Consider the following 16,329-nt stretch of genomic DNA (forward strand, 5'->3'; position numbering starts at 1 on the left):
GTTAGCCGGGCAGGTCACACGCTAGATATACTGAGCGGTCTGCCCTGTCTGGCAGTTTCTCTACAGGTCGATATTGCGGGGGCCGTAGAGGCGGTCACCGGCGTCGCCCAGCCCCGGCACGATATAAGCGTCCTCGTTGAGGGCCGGATCAATCGCTGCGGTGACCAAGCGAACTGGCAGTCCCGAGTTGGCCAGTGCGTCGACACCCGGCTGGGCGGAGACCATGCAGATCGCCGTGATGTCGGTAGCGCCGCGGTCCGCAAGGAGCTTCAGGGAATGCAGGAGGGAACCGCCCGTGGCGAGCATCGGGTCGACCACGAAGACGCTGCGGCCGCTGAGATCCTCCGGCAGGGCCTCCAGATACGGCACCGGCTCGTGGGTTTCCTCATCTCGCGCCATACCGATGAAGCCGACCTGGGCATCCGGAATCATGGATAGGGCCGGATCAATCATGCCCAGCCCGGCACGGATGATGGGCACGATAATCGGCGGGTTCTGCAGGCGGGTACCCTCCGCCGTGGCGACGGGAGTGACGCAATCAAAATGCTCAACAGGCAGGTCACGGGCTGCTTCATATACCAACATGGTGCCGAGGTCCCGCAGGGCTGCGCGGAAAGCGGTGTTGTCGCTGCGGGCATCGCGCATCAGCGTAAGCCGGGAGGCGGCAAGGGGGTGATCTACTACGTGGATATCCATGCCCTTCACTGTATAAGAATCCGCCGGGAACCGATCAGCGGGCGGCGCAGTCTAAAAAGGCATGACTAGCTTTGACACATTCACAATTGACACCGAGCACACACGCAGGCTGGCGCACGAGCTCGCTGCTGCCTCCCAAGCCACCGCCACTCCTACTCCCGAGCTGCCTATAGATTCCGTTCTCGGAGGCTTCACCGACGCTTTTAACTCCGCCATGGACAACCTTGCTGCCCGCCTTGCCCAGGTCAGGGCGGATGCCGGAGCTGTGGCGGACTCCAGCTTCCGCATGGCCCGCGAGGCCGAGGACGCTGACGGTGCTCTTGCTAGCGCCTGTGGAGGTCTGTGATGTTGGAGTCAGCACTCGCTCACATCGCCCGGATGCAGCCGGCACAGCTTCCCGATGTCTCCCTGCCCACTGTGCCCGATCTCACTGCTGCCGGGCCCTTAGCGGAGATAGCGCACGGAGATCCGCGGGCGCTTTTCGCCGCCGCACGCCAGGCCACCGAGGACCTTTCTACGGCGCGCTCTGCGCTAAATTCCGCGCGCGGGCTCATCTCGGCGGCCGTCAGGGACCTCATCGGGCTGGGATTCGAGCTGCTCCAGCGCGGACTGCCTTTAGCCTTGGGCTTGCTCATCCCCAACCCAGCCACACAGGCCGCAGCCCGCTCGGCTTTGCAGGCCTTGGCAATGGAGTACGTCGGCAAGGCGATGCTGCGCGTAAAGCAGCTGGCCGGGGAACTCCTTCAGGCGGCCGCACCCCTCGTGCCCATTGCACAACGCGCGGTGCGCCCTTCAGTGCGCGGTCCGCAGGAGGAAGGCGGAGCACGCCACGCGCTGACCACGTCCTCGTCCTCTGATAGCAAAGGAAGCGCACAAGGCCAGGCCGCGGTGCAAGCCGCACTCTCCCAGCTGGGCACACCCTATGGCTGGGGCGGCACCGGCAACGGCAGCTTCGATTGCTCGGGGCTAACCCAATGGGCTTGGCGCCAGGCTGGGGTGGAACTGCCGCGCACCGCTGAAAGTCAGACCGTGGGCCGCCAGGTGAGCGCGGATGAGCTGCAGCCCGGCGACCTCGTCGTGTGGGATGGGCACGTGGCCATCTACTCCGGTGATGGGCAGATGGTGGAGGCTGGTAGCCCAGTGCAGACTAATCCACTGCGCACCAACAACATGGGGATGGCTTTCAAAGGCTTCTGGAGGCCCACAGGGTAGACTGTTTGCCCATGAACACCCGCGCTATTGTCCCCATCAAGCTCTCCCTTTCCGAGGGCGATTTCTATACCCTGTGGGCGCCAAAGTGGCGCCAGAACGGTTCCGAGTGGCAGGCCTTCCTCGGTGACGACGAGTCGGTTCTGCTCTTTAATACCGAAGCCGAAATGCTGTGCTTCCTCGAATCCGATACAAAGCACGACTTGCTCGACCACCCGAAGTGGGAGGTCTTTAATTCCCAAGCGGCGGACCGTGTCGTGCCAGAAAAGAAGCACGTCTACGACCTCATCGGCATGCCAAAGCACCTGGCCGGCCGCCCCAGCTACGAGAACGTGTCTACGGTCGCGCGGTGCCTCGAAATTACGCAGGCGCTCGCCGAGGTCGGCGCCGCGGAGCACACCGTGATCTTCTTCGCTTCCCATTCCATCCTGCGCAACCCTGCCCGCGGAGCCGACCACTACGCCGGTGAACAGGGCATGAGCGAGTGGTCCGGCGTGGGCCGCGTTATCCACAGCAACTGGCGCTCGGTCATCGAAGATCTCGACAAGGTGGTCAAGGTCGTTCCCTCTTCTGACTTCAGCCAAGAAAACACCACGGATGCCGCCACCCGCATCTCCGCCGCCAGCGAAGCAGCGGAGGAAGCCCGCAAGAAGGCTGAGGAAGAGCGCAAGGCCGCCGCGGAATCCGCCGATCCTTATGACAGCTCCCCCTGGGCAGCCGCGGGCATCGACCCGGTGAAGATCACCGCGGACCAAAGGACGGTCTACACCCTGCGCACCTACCTCGACGGCAAGCCGGTTTTCTTGGGCAAGTGGGGCGAAATCTTCACCTTCCCCAGCTCCAAGGTGCTCGTGCGCTGGATCATGGGAAATGATGACCACGACCTAGCGAAAGTATCCACCTGGGAAGAAGTCGTTGCCGCAGCGAACGCCGGTGAACTCGAGGTCACCGTCCACCCGGATAACCAGTACACCTTCAACGGCATCGTCCGCGACATTGAAAAGGGTCCGGAGTCGGTCGATACGGATCAGATGAGCCGTTGCTACGAGGTCTGCGCAGATGCCGCCGACTGGGCCGGGGATGACTCCATCAACTCCTACATGCTGCAGAACCCGCGCTTCCAGGACTACCTGGGCTACATGCTCGGCTCCACCGAGCACGCAGGTTATGTGCCCTCCAAGCCCTACACCGAGCACGCGGAGTCCTGGAAGGGCCTGGAGGAAATGCTGACGAAGCGCTTCTCCCGCTTCTAGCTTCTAATCAGAAGACTCAGTTTCCTCTTCCGATTCAGAAGCGTCTTCCGCGAATTCCGGATCCGCTAGCTCCTCGTAGGCGGGCAGGATTTCCTGCTCGATGAGGCGCTGGCGGTCCTCTTCGCTGGCAAAAGAGTTCTCAATCGCCTTGATAGTGAGATCGAAGAACTCCTCCAGCCCATAGCCGAAGGTCTCGCTCAAGGTCAAGAAGACGTCACTGAGCTTCTCGCCCGCCACGGTGCAGGTAAAGCCGAGCTGTTGCAGCAGCGGAAGAGGGTGATCAGCCAGCTCCTCTGCAGGAAGCTCCTCCAGCGGCGCGAAGGTCAACGCGATGCGGCGATCCCGCACCCACGCGGATGCCTTGCCAGGGCGAACGCCGTCGAGATCCGCGCCGAAGTCATCGACGAGAGCAGTAGCGTGCACAAGGCGCGTCGCACCTGCTTGCACAGCCGCCACGGCATCCTCATAAGAATCGACGTCGCGCTCCCACGGAACGAAATCTGCGCGGAGCTTCTCAGCCGCAGACAACTCTGTCAGCGCAGCGCCGGCAACGCCTTCGCCTACATCCCAGTCAGTGGCATCACCCTCCACGATGATCCGCGCATCAATACCGGGAACATCAAGCCCCTCTTGCGCCGCAGCCAGCGCCTCGGCGGCGCCGAAGGGGAAAGCACTGGGGCGCAGGCGAAGCTCGGCGTAGACCACGTGGTCGTCGGCAAGCGCCTGCACAGCAGCGTGCGTGGCCGCGCGGAGCTCCTCCGGGGTGGATGCATCCGTGGGCAGCGGCGCCAACAGCGTCACTTTGGGCAGACGAGCGAAAATCTCGGCGCCGGAATCTTTGTTTTCAGGGCTAATCAGAGGTGCGTCATGCATGAGGTTCATCCTAGGACGGGGTCTAGGATTAAGCACGCTATGAAACATGTCCCCGCGCTCCTCACCGTCATCGCTCTGGCCACCACGCCGCCGGCGTTTGCAGAGGAGGAAGAGTCATCCTCGCCCACGCGCACCACCGCGCCGGATACTGACTCCTGCCCGCATTCCCTCGTTCCCGAGGAACCGACGACCACCTCTGAGAGGTTGGCGCCCGGCCAGGAAGCGCCCACTCCCCTTCCCGCGGTTGAGGGCGCTGCGTGCGGTGTGACAGCCCCGCGCAGCTTTCAACTGAGCAAGGACGTTGTGGCTTCGGCGTGGATGGTTAGTGACCTGGATACCGGCGAGATCATCGCCATGAAGGACCCTAACGGGCGCTACCGCCCAGCTTCCATCATCAAGGCGCTGCTGGCGCTCGTGGTCATCGAGGAGCTTCCCCTGGACCAACGCATCACCGCCACGCTTGACGACGCCTCCGTCGAAGGCTCCGCCGTCGGCCTCGGCCCGGATGGGGTCTATACCGTAGAGCAGCTCCTGCAGGGCCTTCTCATGGCTTCCGGCAACGACGCCGCGCACGCTCTCGCGCAGGCTGTTGGCGGGGACGATGAAGCATTGGCAAAGGTCAATGCGAAGGCCCAAGACATTGGCACGCGCTCGACGGTGGCGGCCAGCTACTCCGGGCTGGACGCAGCGGGTATGTCGACGTCCGCGGCGGATATCTCGCTGATTTACCGCGCGGCTTTTGCCAACGACACCTTCGCGCGCATCGTCGATACCGAGCACGTGGAGTTTCCCGGCTGGGGCGAGATGCCCGGTTATGAGCTCTGGAACGACAACGGGCTCTTCCTCAATGATCCGGATGGTATCGGCGGCAAGACCGGCTATACCGAGGACGCTCACCACACCTTCGTCGGTGCGATCAACCGCAATGGGCGCCGCCTCCAGGCGGTTCTCCTCGATACGACCGTTGAGCATGGTTTCCGCGCCTGGGAGCAGGCGCAGATGCTTCTCGACGAAGCCTCCGACGTCCAGCCCGGCGACGGCGTGGGGCAGCTCGATGATTTCGCGGCTGGGAGGCACGAGCCTTCGGAGTCGCAGGAGCCCAGCACAGCGCCTACCGCGCCTTCTGCCACCGCCACCGCTGAGGCCCCGGCGACGGCGTCGTCCTTCGCGGACTCGCAGGGCTGGATCGGGTGGCTGGTGGCGGGCCTCGTCGCCCTCCTCGTGGTGGCGGTGGCTACTTTTTCACTACTTCGGCGTTAGCCATGATGTCGTGCTGGCCACGCAGCGCGTTCTTCGGGCCGATCGTGGTCACCACGTAGAGGGCTCCGAAGAAGGCAATGAGCGGGCCGACAAGCGGCACGAGGGAGGCCACGCGCCACCAATTGCGCTTAATGCTCTGCTGCCAGGTGAGCTTCTCGTGGGTGGTGACATCGCGCACCGTGTATCCAGCTATCAGCTTCGCCGGCGTTGCCCCTACGAGGACCTCGAAGCAGATGTAATAGGCCACCGTGATGATGCCCGAGATGCTGGTGAGCCAGACCTCATTGAAAGCGGAGTTGTACACCCCGACGCTAAGTAAGAGGGACACACCAATCGCCGCAATGACGTAGTCGATGACGGCCAAAAGCACTCGGGTGCCGGGGGTTGCACGCGGGGCGTCGTGCGCGGGCGCGGGAGCGTGGTGGCTTTCGTCCCAGCGGCCGGTATTCGCGTAGTCCTCCAGTTGCGCCCAAGTAAGCCGGGCGCCTGATTCTACCTTTTGGTCATAGCTTGCCCGGGAAGAAGGCTCGCAGAGGATGCGGGCGGCAACGGCGAGCTCCTCGCGCTCCGCATCCTCGGGGAGGTAGCCGAGGCCTTCGAGGCGGGCGTCGGCAGCCGCCAGCTGCACGCCGAGTTCGCGTGAGGTCGCGCGCGAATCTAGGTTGAAGTGTTCGTACAGGTTCGGAGCGAAAGATACTGGAAGCATCGGCCTACTTTCGGCGCAGCAAGGCCCATGCGCCCGCGGCCGCCGCGCCGAGGGCGGCACCGGCGCCCAAGGTCACGCCCGGGTTCGGGCCCCGGCGGATCTCATTGCGGACGCGGATAACCGCCTGATCCGGAACCGGCGGGACCATCAGCTCCAGGGATTCCTCGGTGGTGGCTGTCCACGCGGAAACGTACAGCACGACGCGCCACACCAGGTACATGACCACCATGAGGACAATCACGGGGCCGAACACGGCACCGGCCGGGTTGCCCGCCGCGGAGGACATGATGACGGTGGACAGCTGCTTGATGGCTTCAAAGAGCACCGCGCCGATGGCCGCGCCCATCAAGCCCGACTTGGTGGGCACCTTCGTGCGCGGCAGGAAGGCCACCATCCACCAGAAGACCAGGAAGTTAGCGATAAGACCAATCACGATTCCGGCGATAACAAGCACCGCTCCCATGCCAGGGAAGGACTCGATGCCGACCCACTCGAAGATCTTTTGGGTCAGCCCGGAGGAACCCGCTGCCGTCACGCCGAAGGCGATGATCATGGCCACGAGCAGGCCAATGAGGCCCAGCAGGTCGCTGAGCTTCTTGGTGACAAAATTGCCCGGGGCATCAGTCGGATCCTGCATCCACATCGCTGAAATACCAATGCGCAGATTATTCATCCACCCCAGCCCGGACCACAGGGTGGTCAGGCCACCGATGCCGTACATTGCGCCGCGCTGCTCAATCGCGGTGTGCAGGAGCTCCGTGATCGAATTACCCAGATCGCCCGATACGGCGTTGGTGATCTGCTCCTCCAGCTGCTGCATGAGGTCGGGGCGGTTCGCCAGCACGGTCGCGGCGGCGGCCACGGTGAGCATGAAGATGGGAAAGAGAGCTAGAACCGAGAAATACGTAATTCCGGCCGCGAACTGGTTGCCGCCTTGGCTACCGTAGCGGTCCAGCATCTTCATAATGTGGTCGATGAAGCCGGACTTCTCACGGACTTTGTCTACCGCGCCCGGTTCATCGGCGTGAGCTCGCTCAATGCCGTAGTCATCGGTCTTCTTCTCATCAGGTCGAGTCGTTGGCGCCACTGGCGTTCCCCTTAAAAGTTAATTACAGAAACCTCTACACAGTCTTCATCATGCTAGCCAACTCAGCCGCGACGCGCGGGGAGGAACCCCACCGCCTCGTAGACCTTGTCCACGAGGGGGGTGGCGATCTCCGTAGCGCGCTCGGCGCCCTGGGCCAAGATGCGCTCGAGCTCGCCGCGGTCTTCCATGAGCTCGTCGTAGCGAGCCTTGAGCGGAGTGGTGAAGGCCTCGAGCGCCTCGGCCGTATCGACCTTGAGGTGGCCATAGCCCTGACCGGCATACTTGTCCACGAGATCCGGGATGCTCTCCCCCGTCAGCGCGGACTGGATGGCCAGTAGGTTGGACACGCCCGGCTGCTTCTCACGGTCAAAGGCCACCACGCCGAGGTCATCGGTCACCGCGGACTTGATGCGCTTGGCGGAGGTCTTGGGAGCATCGAGCAGGTTCACGATGCCCTTCGGGTTGGCCCCCGACTTCGACATCTTGGACGTCGGCTCTTGCAGGTCATAAATCTTGGCCGAGCCTTCCGGAATGAAGGCCTCCGGCACGCGGAAGACCTCACCGTACTTGTTGTTGAAACGCTCCGCCAGGTTGCGGGTGAGCTCGAGGTGCTGGCGCTGGTCCTCCCCCACCGGCACGTAGTGCGGGGAATAGAGAAGGATATCCGCGGCCATCAAAACGGGGTAGGTAAACAAGCCCACCGAGGTGCGGTCCTGGCCCTGCTTTTGAGACTTGTCCTTGAACTGGGTCATGCGGGAGGCCTCACCGAAGCCGGTCAGGCACTGCAAAACCCACGTCAACTCCGCGTGCGCGGGGACGTGGGATTGGACGAAGAGGGTAGATTTCGCCGGGTCGATGCCCAACGCGATCAGCTGCGCAGCACCCGCCACAGTGCGGTGGCGCAGCTCCTCCGGGTTCTGCTCCACCGTGATGGCGTGCAGGTCCGGGATGAAGTAGAAAGCCTCGTGCGAGTCTTGCAGGTCAATCCACTGCTTGAGCGCTCCGAGGTAGTTACCCAGGTGGTAAGAGTCCGCCGTGGGCTGGATGCCAGAGAGGACTCGGGAAGCGGAGTTCGATGCAGAAGTGGAGTCAGTCATGGTTGACCACTCTACTCTGCCGCCTCCGCTGGGGCGGCGCTGCGTCGGTTAAATCTTGCGGGAGGTCGGGCTAATAACGTCCATCATGACGGCGAAACCGGCCACCATGAACGCGCCGCCAACGCCCTGGAGGATGATCGGGCCAAGGAAGGCAAAGGACGGTCCGACGATGGTCCACCACCAGATACCCAGGGCAAGCAGAATAGCGCCGAGGACAAAGTAGATGATTGCGCGGGTCATGAGCATCTCCTGCGAAATAGAAAGGACGTTAAGACGGATTTATCGTACCACTACTTGTATTCCACCATGAGCGGAGAGTGATCAGACCAGCGCTCTTCCACCGTCGGCGCCTTCTCTACCCACGTGCGCTGCGCGCGCTCCAGCATGGCCTTCGTGGCAGCCTGATAGTCAATGCGCCACCCGGCATCGTTGTTGAAAGCCTGCCCGCGGTAGGTCCACCAGGTATAGGGCCCCTCGGCTTCCGGGTGCAGGCGCCTAGCGACGTCAAACCACTGCGGGTCTGCGGCCACCTCCCAGGCGGTCTTGGTCTCGTAGTCCACCACGCCGAGCCAGTCCCCGAGCCCCTTCTTCTCCTGCGGCTCATCATCCGGGAAGGAGCCAAAGACGCGATCCATGAAAGCGCGCTCCTCCGGCAGGTGGCCGGACTTCTTCTCGTTGGGCTTGTTGTTCTTCAAATCCTGGGCGCGGTGGCAAATGTTCCAATCACCGCCGATGACGGCCTCCGGATATGTCGCGGCCATCTCATCCAAAACTTCAGAGAATTCATCCAAGAAGAGGTATTTCTCATCCTGCTTCGGGGAATCAGTATCGCCGGAGGGCAGGTACAAAGAGGCCACACGCACACCTTCCACGGTGGCGGCGATGAAGCGGCCGGATTCGGCGAAGGAACCGAAGCCTACGGAGACGTCGCCAAGCGCGTGCTTCGATAGGATGCCCACGCCCGCGCGGCCCTTGGCGGCGGATTCGGCCTGCACCAGGTTCCATCCGGCCTCCAGAGCCGGGGCCAAGGCCTTCTGGGTCTGCTCGGGGTTGGCGCGCACCTCCTGCATGAGGACGACGTCAGCCGGCGTGGTCTCCAACCACGCGTTCATACCCGGGTTGTTCTCATTGCGCTGTTTGCAGGCCGCGCGGATGCCGTTAACGTTGACGGAGGCGATGGTGAAACTCATGCCGGCCAGTCTAACTCTGTTCAATAATCTTCACGGAAGGGCCGCGGCGGCGCTTGTCCCACATGGTGATAACCCAGGTAATGCAGCCGGCCACCGCCAGTCCCGCACCGGCGAGGGCAGTGGAGTTATAGGAATAACCTGCACCCACGACCGAACCGCCGATAGCAGCACCCGCCGCATTGGCGATATTGAGGGCGGACTGGTTCAATGCCGCCGCGAGGGTCTGCGCATCCCCCGCCACGTTGACCAAGCGCAGCTGCAACGACGGCACAAGGATGGAGCCGAAGAAGGCCAAGACGCCAAAGGCAATCGTGCCCGCCCACGCGCTGTGCGCCACGAAGTAGAAGGTCACCGACACTCCAACCATGCAGACAAGGGCAAAAATGATGCCGAATTCCAGGTTGCGATCCGCCAACCAGCCACCGGCGACGTTGCCTGTGGTCATGCCGATGCCATAGGCCATGAGCACAATCCACGTGTGGCTCGGGTCCATGCCGGCGACGTCCGTCATGGTCCACGTGATGTAGGTATAGACGGCGAACATGCCGCCGAAGCCAACGGTGCCGAGGAAGACGGTGAGCAGAACCTGGCTGTTTTTCAGCGCGCCAAGCTCAGTAAACATATCCGTTTGCGGCATGCGCGTCATGTGTGGGAAGAGGAAAAAGAGCAGGATCATCGTGAGCCCCGCAATGGCCACGACCAGGAAATACGCCGCGTGCCAGCCCAATCCCTGGCCTAGGGCCTGGGCCGCGGGCACTCCGATCACGGTGGCGATGGACAGGCCCATGCCCACCATCGACATGGCAAAACCTTGGCGGCCCGGCGGCGCCATCGATACCGCCGCCAGGTTAGCTACGGAGAAGTACGCGCCGTGCGGCAGGCCAGCGATGAAGCGCGCCACCAGCAGAACTCCGTAGTTCGGGGCCACGGCCGTGAGCAGGTTGCCCACGAGCAAGAATCCAATAAGCAGGATAATGAGGCGGCGGCGTGGGAGCTTGCCCGTGAGTGCTGCGATGACCGGAGCGCCCACGACGACGCCGAGCGCGTAGACGGAGATGACTACCGACGCCGTGTCTTCCGTAATCCCGAAATCATCCGCGATGAGCGGCAGCAGGCCCATCGAGGTGAACTCCGTGGTACCGATGGCGAAGGCACCCAGCGCCATGGCGATCATGACGATGGTGCGGCGGGCTGAGGAGATTTCCGTTTGGCGCGGGACGGGACGGCGTTGGATGCGGGGAACGGAGTGCGGGAGATTCACGTGCGCGTACCTTAGTCCCTTTCCCGCGCGCAGACGAGAAGGCCCTAGCGATCACACAGCCCCGCCCCGCTGGTGGCGCGAGTCACAGGGGGACCGGCACCGCGAGAAAATAAGACAGGTATCCTGTGAGGTTGAACAGTTTTCAACTTCTTTAGGAGAACCATGGCAAAGATTATCTGGACCCGTACCGACGAGGCGCCGCTGCTGGCGACCTACTCCTTCAAGCCCGTCGTGGAGGCCTTCGCTTCCACCGCCGGCATCGAGGTAGAAACCCGCGACATTTCCCTGGCCGGCCGCATCCTGGCCCAGTTCCCGGAGCGCCTTGGTGACAAGAAGGTCTCCGACGCCCTGGCTGAGCTTGGCCAGCTGGCTAAGACCCCGGAAGCCAATATCATTAAGCTGCCGAACATCTCCGCTTCCCTGGTGCAGCTGAAGAAGGCTATTGCTGAGCTGCAGGCCGCCGGTTTTGATCTCCCGGAGTACGAAGAGGCTCAGGAGAAGTACGACGCCGTCAAGGGCTCCGCCGTCAACCCGGTTCTGCGTGAGGGCAACTCTGACCGCCGCGCTCCGATTGCGGTCAAGAACTTCGCTAAGAAGAACCCGCACAAGATGGGCGCTTGGTCCGCTGATTCCAAGACCAACGTGGCCACCATGGACGCTAACGACTTCCGCCACAACGAGAAGTCCGTCATCATGCCGGAGGAGGACACCCTCTCCATCGTCCTGAAGACCGCCGAGGGCGAGCAGACCCTGCTGGAGAAGCTGCCGGTCCTCAAGGGCGAGGTCATCGACGGCACCTTCATGTCCGCCAAGGCACTCGATGAGTTCCTCAAGGCGCAGGTTGCCCGCGCCAAGGAAGAGGGCGTTCTCTTCTCCGCTCACCTCAAGGCCACCATGATGAAGGTCTCTGACCCCATCATCTTCGGCCACGTGGTGCGCGCTTTCTTCGCTGACGTCTTTGAGAAGTACGGCGAGGAGCTCGAGGCCGCTGGCCTCAATGGCGAGAACGGCCTGGGCGCTATCTACGAGGGGCTGGACAAGCTCGAGAACGGTGCTGAGATCAAGGCTGCCTTCGACGCCGCGCTTGCCGACGGTCCTGACCTCGCCATGGTCAACTCCCACAAGGGCATTACCAACCTGCACGTTCCGTCTGACGTCATTATCGACGCCTCCATGCCGGCCATGATCCGCACCTCCGGCCACATGTGGAACAAGAACGACGAGGAGCAGGACACCCTCGCCGTCATCCCGGATTCCTCTTACGCCGGTGTCTACCAGGCCGTGATCGAGGACTGCAAGGCTAACGGCGCCTACGACCCGACCACCATGGGTACCGTCCCGAACGTCGGCCTCATGGCACAGAAGGCCGAGGAGTACGGCTCCCACAACAAGACCTTCAAGATCCCGGCTGCGGGCACCGTTGAGGTTCGTAACTCCAAGGGTGAGGCTCTTATCTCCCACGACGTGGAAGCTGGCGATATCTGGCGCGCCTGCCAGACCAAGGACGCCCCGATCCAGGACTGGGTCAAGCTGGCTGTCAACCGTGCCCGTCTGTCCGGCATGAAGGCCATCTTCTGGCTCGACCCGGAGCGCGGTCACGATGCCAACCTCATCGAGCTGGTCAAGAAGTACCTGCAGGATCACGACACCGAGGGCCTCGACATCTCCATCGAGGATCCGGTCACCGCAACCAAGATTTCCGTGGAGCGCATCCGCAAGGGCGAGGACACCATCTCCGTCACCGGTAACGTCCTGCGTGACTACAACACCGACCTCTTCCCCATCCTGGAGCTGGGCACCTCCGCGAAGATGCTGTCCGTGGTTCCGCTCATGGCTGGCGGCGGCCTGTTCGAGACCGGTGCCGGCGGCTCCGCCCCGAAGCACGTCCAGCAGGTTCAGGAGGAAAACCACCTGCGTTGGGACTCCCTCGGTGAGTTCCTGGCCCTGGCTGAGTCCTTCCGCCACGAGCACAACACCAACGGCAACGCCAAGGCTGGCGTGCTGGCCGCTGCACTGGACAAGGCCACCGAGACCCTGCTGGATGAGGGCAAGTCCCCGTCCCGCAAGGTGGGCGAGAACGACAACCGCGGCTCCCACTTCTTCCTGACCCTCAACTGGGCCAAGGAGCTGGCTGCGCAGGCTGACGACGCCGAGCTGGCCGAGGCCTTCAAGCCGGTTGCTGAGGCCCTCGAGGCCAAGGCAAGCGAGATTGAGCAGGCGCTTCTCGACGTCCAGGGCTCCCCCGTCGACCTCGGCGGCTACTACGCCCCGAACGAGGAGAAGCTCAACCAGACCATGCGCCCGGTTGCTGCCTTCAACGACATCATTGATGGCCTGAAGAAGTAATTCTGCGCTAGGCGCTTAACAAAAGACCGCTTCGTCTCCTCCCCGGAGTTCGAGGCGGTCTTTTCTTGCTTCATTAACCACAAACAGGCCTAAAACAGCACTCCGCGACGCTATTTTTACCCGTTGAGCTGCGAAGACTTTTTCTTGACTGTTTCTTGCTTCTCGCGCATACTTTTACTCATGACTCCCATCAATACTGCGCCTGAGGAACAACTTGTAGCCCGCGTGAAACGGTTTACAGCGCTTCCGGCTGAGCTACCGTGGCTCGAGTTCAAGGTAAACAAGCTATCCTCCGGCGCGGAGATTGCGAAATATGCTTGCGCCTTGGGAAATTCGGCGCGCCTGCATGATGAGCCAGCGGGATATCTCGTGTGGGGTGTCAACGACGACCGAACCATCGTCGGGACGACCTTTAATTGGCAGCTCACCAAAGGGAAGGGAAACGAGGATCTCCTTCCTTGGCTCAACCGCGTCATTAACCCAGCCCCTGAACTGACCTTCGACGAGATCACGGTTGATGGACACCTCGTTGTGCTTCTGCGCATCCCCGCCGCATTGTCCGCCCCGTATTCCTTCGAAGGGAAGCGGTATTTCCGCAAGGGCAGCTACATGAAAAACCTCATGGACTTTCCCAATGAGGAACGTCAGCTCTGGCAAAAACTCAACCAGTTCGAATTCGAGAACACAGTAGTGGCCGAGGGCCTTGAGCCCGAATCGATTACCGACCTGCTTGATCCTGAGGCTTTCTTCCTTAATAGACCGGAACTCCCGCATACGACAGGCGCCGCCCTTATCGACACGTTAAGGAGCGCCAAAGCCATCTCCTACTCACACGAGCAAGGCTGGCATATTCCGGCTTGGTCCGCGCTCATGTATGCGCGCTCTCTTCAGGACTTTCCGGAGCTGCGCGGGCGCGCTCCCCGCGTCCTACATTTCAACGGCCCTTCACGCACGGAGGTGGAACGAGAATGGGAATTCACCGAAGGCTATGCGTCTTCCTTCACCCACATAGTCACGCTCTTCAACACCATTCGTCCAGGTGGCGAACATATTGATTCCAGTGGTAAGCGCGTAGTGACTCCGTTGTTGCCAACAGTAGCCTTCCGCGAGGTGCTAGCAAATGCGCTCATGCACCAGGATCTTGAACAGCGCGGCCGGTTCTTGACCGTGGAGGTTTTCAGCGATCGGGTCGAAGTAACCAACCCAGGGACCCCTCTCATCGACCCCCAACGGTTCATTGACTCCGCGTCCACCACACGCAATACCCATCTCGGTGAAGCTTTACGTCTGGCGCATTTCGTCGAACAACGAGGAAGTGGCTGGGATAAAATCGTCTCTTCACTCGAAGCCGAGCACTTCCCACCTGCTCTCATTCGCGCCAACGGAAGTACCACCGTCTCCCTCAGCGCCTACCGCCCCTTTGCGCTGATGACTATGGAAGAAAAGACCCAAGCCGTCTATCAACACGCTTGCCTTCGCTTCCTCGAGAACCTCCCCGTTAACAATTCCTCAATCCGTCAGCGCTTCGGGCTGAAGAATTCACAAGCCGCTCAGGCCACACGCCTGCTTGCCGCCACCGTCGAGGAAGGACTCATCCATGCCTACGATCCCAACGCCGGTCCGCGTTCGTTGCGCTATGTTCCGTTCTGGAGCGAATAGGGATCGCTTTCTTGCTTCATTAACCACAAACAGGCCTAAAACAGCACTCCGCGACGCTATTTTTACCCGTTGAGCTGCGAAGACTTTTTCTTGACTGTTTCTTGCTTCTCGCGCCTTATCTCGCGAATTTCTCGCCCTTTTCATGCCGAGGACCCCAGTTAGTTAAAAAGTTTTTCAATACCTGGGAACCGAGAAACCCTCGCCTCCGACTACTAGTGCAGTTGATATCAGCACCTGTCCATCGCCCCTCCTGAACGCCCCGCGAACGTTCAACAGGGGCCCTAATCGATAGACCCCGAAAGAGCACTACTTATGAGTCGGACGGCTCTGCGATCCTTCATTCAACGCATCCACTTTTATGGCGGCATGTTCGTCGGCCCCTTCATCCTCATCGCGGCATTGACCGGCTGTCTTTATGCCGTGGCGCCCTCCCTGGAGAAAGTGGTCTACCACGACGTATTGACGGTGCCTACCGTGGAGAATCCGCTGAGCTTGGAGCAACAAATCCAGGCCGCACAGCACGAGCACCCTGACATGCCGGTCACTCAGGTCTGGCCCGCCACGACACCGACGGATTCCACGCGCGTGCTGGTCTCCGATGAAAGCATCGACGAGAGCCTGCAGCGCACCGTCTTCATCGACCCCGCAACCGCCAAGGTCATCGGGGACTACCCCACCTACTCGGGCCTAGGCGAGATGCCGCTGCGCCGCTGGATTTCCTCCCTGCACGAAAGCTTCCACCTGGGCAAGGTCGGTGAGCTCTACTCGGAGCTAGCCGCTTCGTGGTTGTGGGTCATGGCCTGTGGAGGCCTCTATATGTGGTGGATTCGCCGCCGCCCGAAGAACAAAGCAACCGCGAACGCCGCGCAGCAGCAGCCCAAGCGCTCTGCCCGCTGGAAGGCCACTCGCCTGCACTCCACTATTGGCGCGTGGATCTTCATCGGTCTGCTTGGCCTCTCTGCCACCGGCATCACCTGGTCCGGTCTGGCCGGCGGGAACGTCGATTCCCTCGTCGAGCGCATGCACTGGAAAGCCACTCCCATCAACACCGCCCTGCACGGCACCACCGCTGAAACGCATGAGCACACCGGGCATGAAGGCCATGAAGGGCATGGAGCGTCGGCAAGCACGAGCGTGGCTGCCGACGCCGAGCGTGTCCTCGCCACCGGCCGCGCCGAGGAACTGACCGGACCGCTGCGCCTGTACCCGCCGGAGGACGCCCACTCCGCCTGGCAGGTCAGCGAACGGTGGGTGGAATGGCGCACCACCTCCGATGCAATTTCGGTAGATGGCACCACCGGGGAGGTCATCGACCGGCAGCCTTTCTCCAGCCTGCCGCTGTTTAGCAAACTCAGCAGCTGGGGCATCTACCTGCACATGGGGATCATGTTTGGCCTTCCACTGCAGATCGCGCTGCTCGCACTGGGCCTCGCCACCGCCGCGCTGGTGGTGCTGGGCTACTACATGTGGTGGAAACGCCGCCCGCGCTTCCTCCCGACTGCCCACTTCTCCTGGGCCGCCACAGGACTGGGCGCGCTATTCGCCGCCACCGTCGGAGTCTTCCTGCCGCTCTTAGGAATCACCTTGGCAGCTTTCCTGGTTCTCGATGTCATTCTGGTGAACCGTGCCACAACCCAGCGCAAGGAACGCACGCCAGTCCCGGTCGGATAATTTAGTGAAAGCAATCACATA

At 62.0% G+C, this 16,329-nt stretch carries 15 protein-coding genes; 7 read left to right on the forward strand and 8 right to left on the reverse strand.

The window, feature by feature from the left end:
• Positions 1-60: 60 nt before the first annotated feature.
• Positions 61-696 carry a uracil phosphoribosyltransferase gene (upp, locus tag QP999_RS01025; protein WP_010189385.1) on the reverse strand — a complete coding sequence of 212 codons (636 nt, stop codon included), beginning with the start codon at positions 694-696 and terminating at the stop codon, positions 61-63.
• Between the two features lie 61 nt (positions 697-757).
• Between upp and QP999_RS01030 the strand changes: the two genes are divergently transcribed.
• From QP999_RS01030 to QP999_RS01040, 3 genes are read left to right on the forward strand one after another with little or no spacing between them, the layout of a single operon-like run.
• The gene (locus QP999_RS01030; protein ID WP_284847410.1) at positions 758-1,042 is read left to right on the forward strand and encodes a hypothetical protein; all 285 of its coding nucleotides are present in this window, start codon (positions 758-760) and stop codon (positions 1,040-1,042) included.
• On the forward strand, positions 1,042-1,908 hold the full coding sequence (locus QP999_RS01035; RefSeq protein ID WP_284847412.1) for a C40 family peptidase: 867 nt from the start codon (positions 1,042-1,044) through the stop codon (positions 1,906-1,908). Before QP999_RS01030 ends, QP999_RS01035 begins: the two co-directional genes overlap by 1 nt.
• Before the next feature lie 11 nt (positions 1,909-1,919).
• Positions 1,920-3,158 carry a SatS C-terminal domain-containing protein gene (locus QP999_RS01040; RefSeq protein ID WP_284847414.1) on the forward strand — a complete coding sequence of 413 codons (1,239 nt, stop codon included), beginning with the start codon at positions 1,920-1,922 and terminating at the stop codon, positions 3,156-3,158.
• Positions 3,159-3,161: 3 nt separating this feature from the next.
• On the opposite strand, the gene QP999_RS01045 is transcribed toward QP999_RS01040, so the two are convergent.
• Entirely contained in the window at positions 3,162-4,031 is an 870-nt protein-coding gene (locus QP999_RS01045; protein WP_284847416.1) for an amidohydrolase family protein, read from the reverse strand.
• 39 nt (positions 4,032-4,070) lie between these two features.
• On the opposite strand from QP999_RS01045, the gene QP999_RS01050 reads away from it, so the two are divergent.
• Complete coding sequence (locus tag QP999_RS01050; protein WP_284847417.1) at positions 4,071-5,291, forward strand: D-alanyl-D-alanine carboxypeptidase family protein; 1,221 nt, start codon at positions 4,071-4,073, stop codon at positions 5,289-5,291.
• Here QP999_RS01050 and QP999_RS01055 read toward each other — a convergent pair.
• The 6 genes from QP999_RS01055 to QP999_RS01080 all read right to left on the reverse strand — a co-directional run bounded on the left by QP999_RS01055 (position 5,266) and on the right by QP999_RS01080 (position 10,632).
• Positions 5,266-5,997 carry an RDD family protein gene (locus QP999_RS01055; RefSeq protein WP_284847419.1) on the reverse strand — a complete coding sequence of 244 codons (732 nt, stop codon included), beginning with the start codon at positions 5,995-5,997 and terminating at the stop codon, positions 5,266-5,268. The two genes, QP999_RS01050 and QP999_RS01055, sit on opposite strands and share 26 nt — an antisense overlap.
• 4 nt (positions 5,998-6,001) lie before the next feature.
• Complete coding sequence (locus QP999_RS01060) at positions 6,002-7,084, reverse strand: YhjD/YihY/BrkB family envelope integrity protein (protein ID WP_070530653.1); 1,083 nt, start codon at positions 7,082-7,084, stop codon at positions 6,002-6,004.
• 62 nt (positions 7,085-7,146) lie between these two features.
• Entirely contained in the window at positions 7,147-8,181 is a 1,035-nt protein-coding gene (gene trpS / locus QP999_RS01065; protein ID WP_070530655.1) for a tryptophan--tRNA ligase, read from the reverse strand.
• Positions 8,182-8,229: 48 nt separating this feature from the next.
• The gene (locus tag QP999_RS01070; RefSeq protein WP_010189394.1) at positions 8,230-8,421 is read right to left on the reverse strand and encodes a hypothetical protein; all 192 of its coding nucleotides are present in this window, start codon (positions 8,419-8,421) and stop codon (positions 8,230-8,232) included.
• 50 nt (positions 8,422-8,471) lie between these two features.
• Positions 8,472-9,371 (reverse strand): exodeoxyribonuclease III, encoded by a 900-nt coding sequence (locus QP999_RS01075; RefSeq protein WP_284847422.1) that lies wholly within the window; start codon positions 9,369-9,371, stop codon positions 8,472-8,474.
• A 10-nt stretch (positions 9,372-9,381) separates the two neighbouring features.
• On the reverse strand, positions 9,382-10,632 hold the full coding sequence (locus QP999_RS01080) for an MFS transporter (RefSeq protein WP_284847424.1): 1,251 nt from the start codon (positions 10,630-10,632) through the stop codon (positions 9,382-9,384).
• A 162-nt stretch (positions 10,633-10,794) separates the two neighbouring features.
• Between QP999_RS01080 and QP999_RS01085 the strand changes: the two genes are divergently transcribed.
• From QP999_RS01085 to QP999_RS01095, 3 genes are all read left to right on the forward strand, one after another.
• Entirely contained in the window at positions 10,795-12,978 is a 2,184-nt protein-coding gene (locus tag QP999_RS01085; RefSeq protein WP_284847426.1) for an NADP-dependent isocitrate dehydrogenase, read from the forward strand.
• Between the two features lie 225 nt (positions 12,979-13,203).
• Positions 13,204-14,637, forward strand: a complete 1,434-nt coding sequence (locus QP999_RS01090) for an RNA/DNA-binding domain-containing protein (protein WP_284847428.1) — start codon at positions 13,204-13,206, stop codon at positions 14,635-14,637.
• Positions 14,638-14,949: 312 nt separating this feature from the next.
• On the forward strand, positions 14,950-16,308 hold the full coding sequence (locus QP999_RS01095) for a PepSY-associated TM helix domain-containing protein (RefSeq protein WP_284847430.1): 1,359 nt from the start codon (positions 14,950-14,952) through the stop codon (positions 16,306-16,308).
• The last annotated feature ends 21 nt before the right edge of the window (positions 16,309-16,329 follow it).

The sequence above is a fragment of the Corynebacterium sp. MSK004 genome, from assembly GCF_030232515.1.
GTDB lineage: Bacteria > Actinomycetota > Actinomycetes > Mycobacteriales > Mycobacteriaceae > Corynebacterium > Corynebacterium hesseae.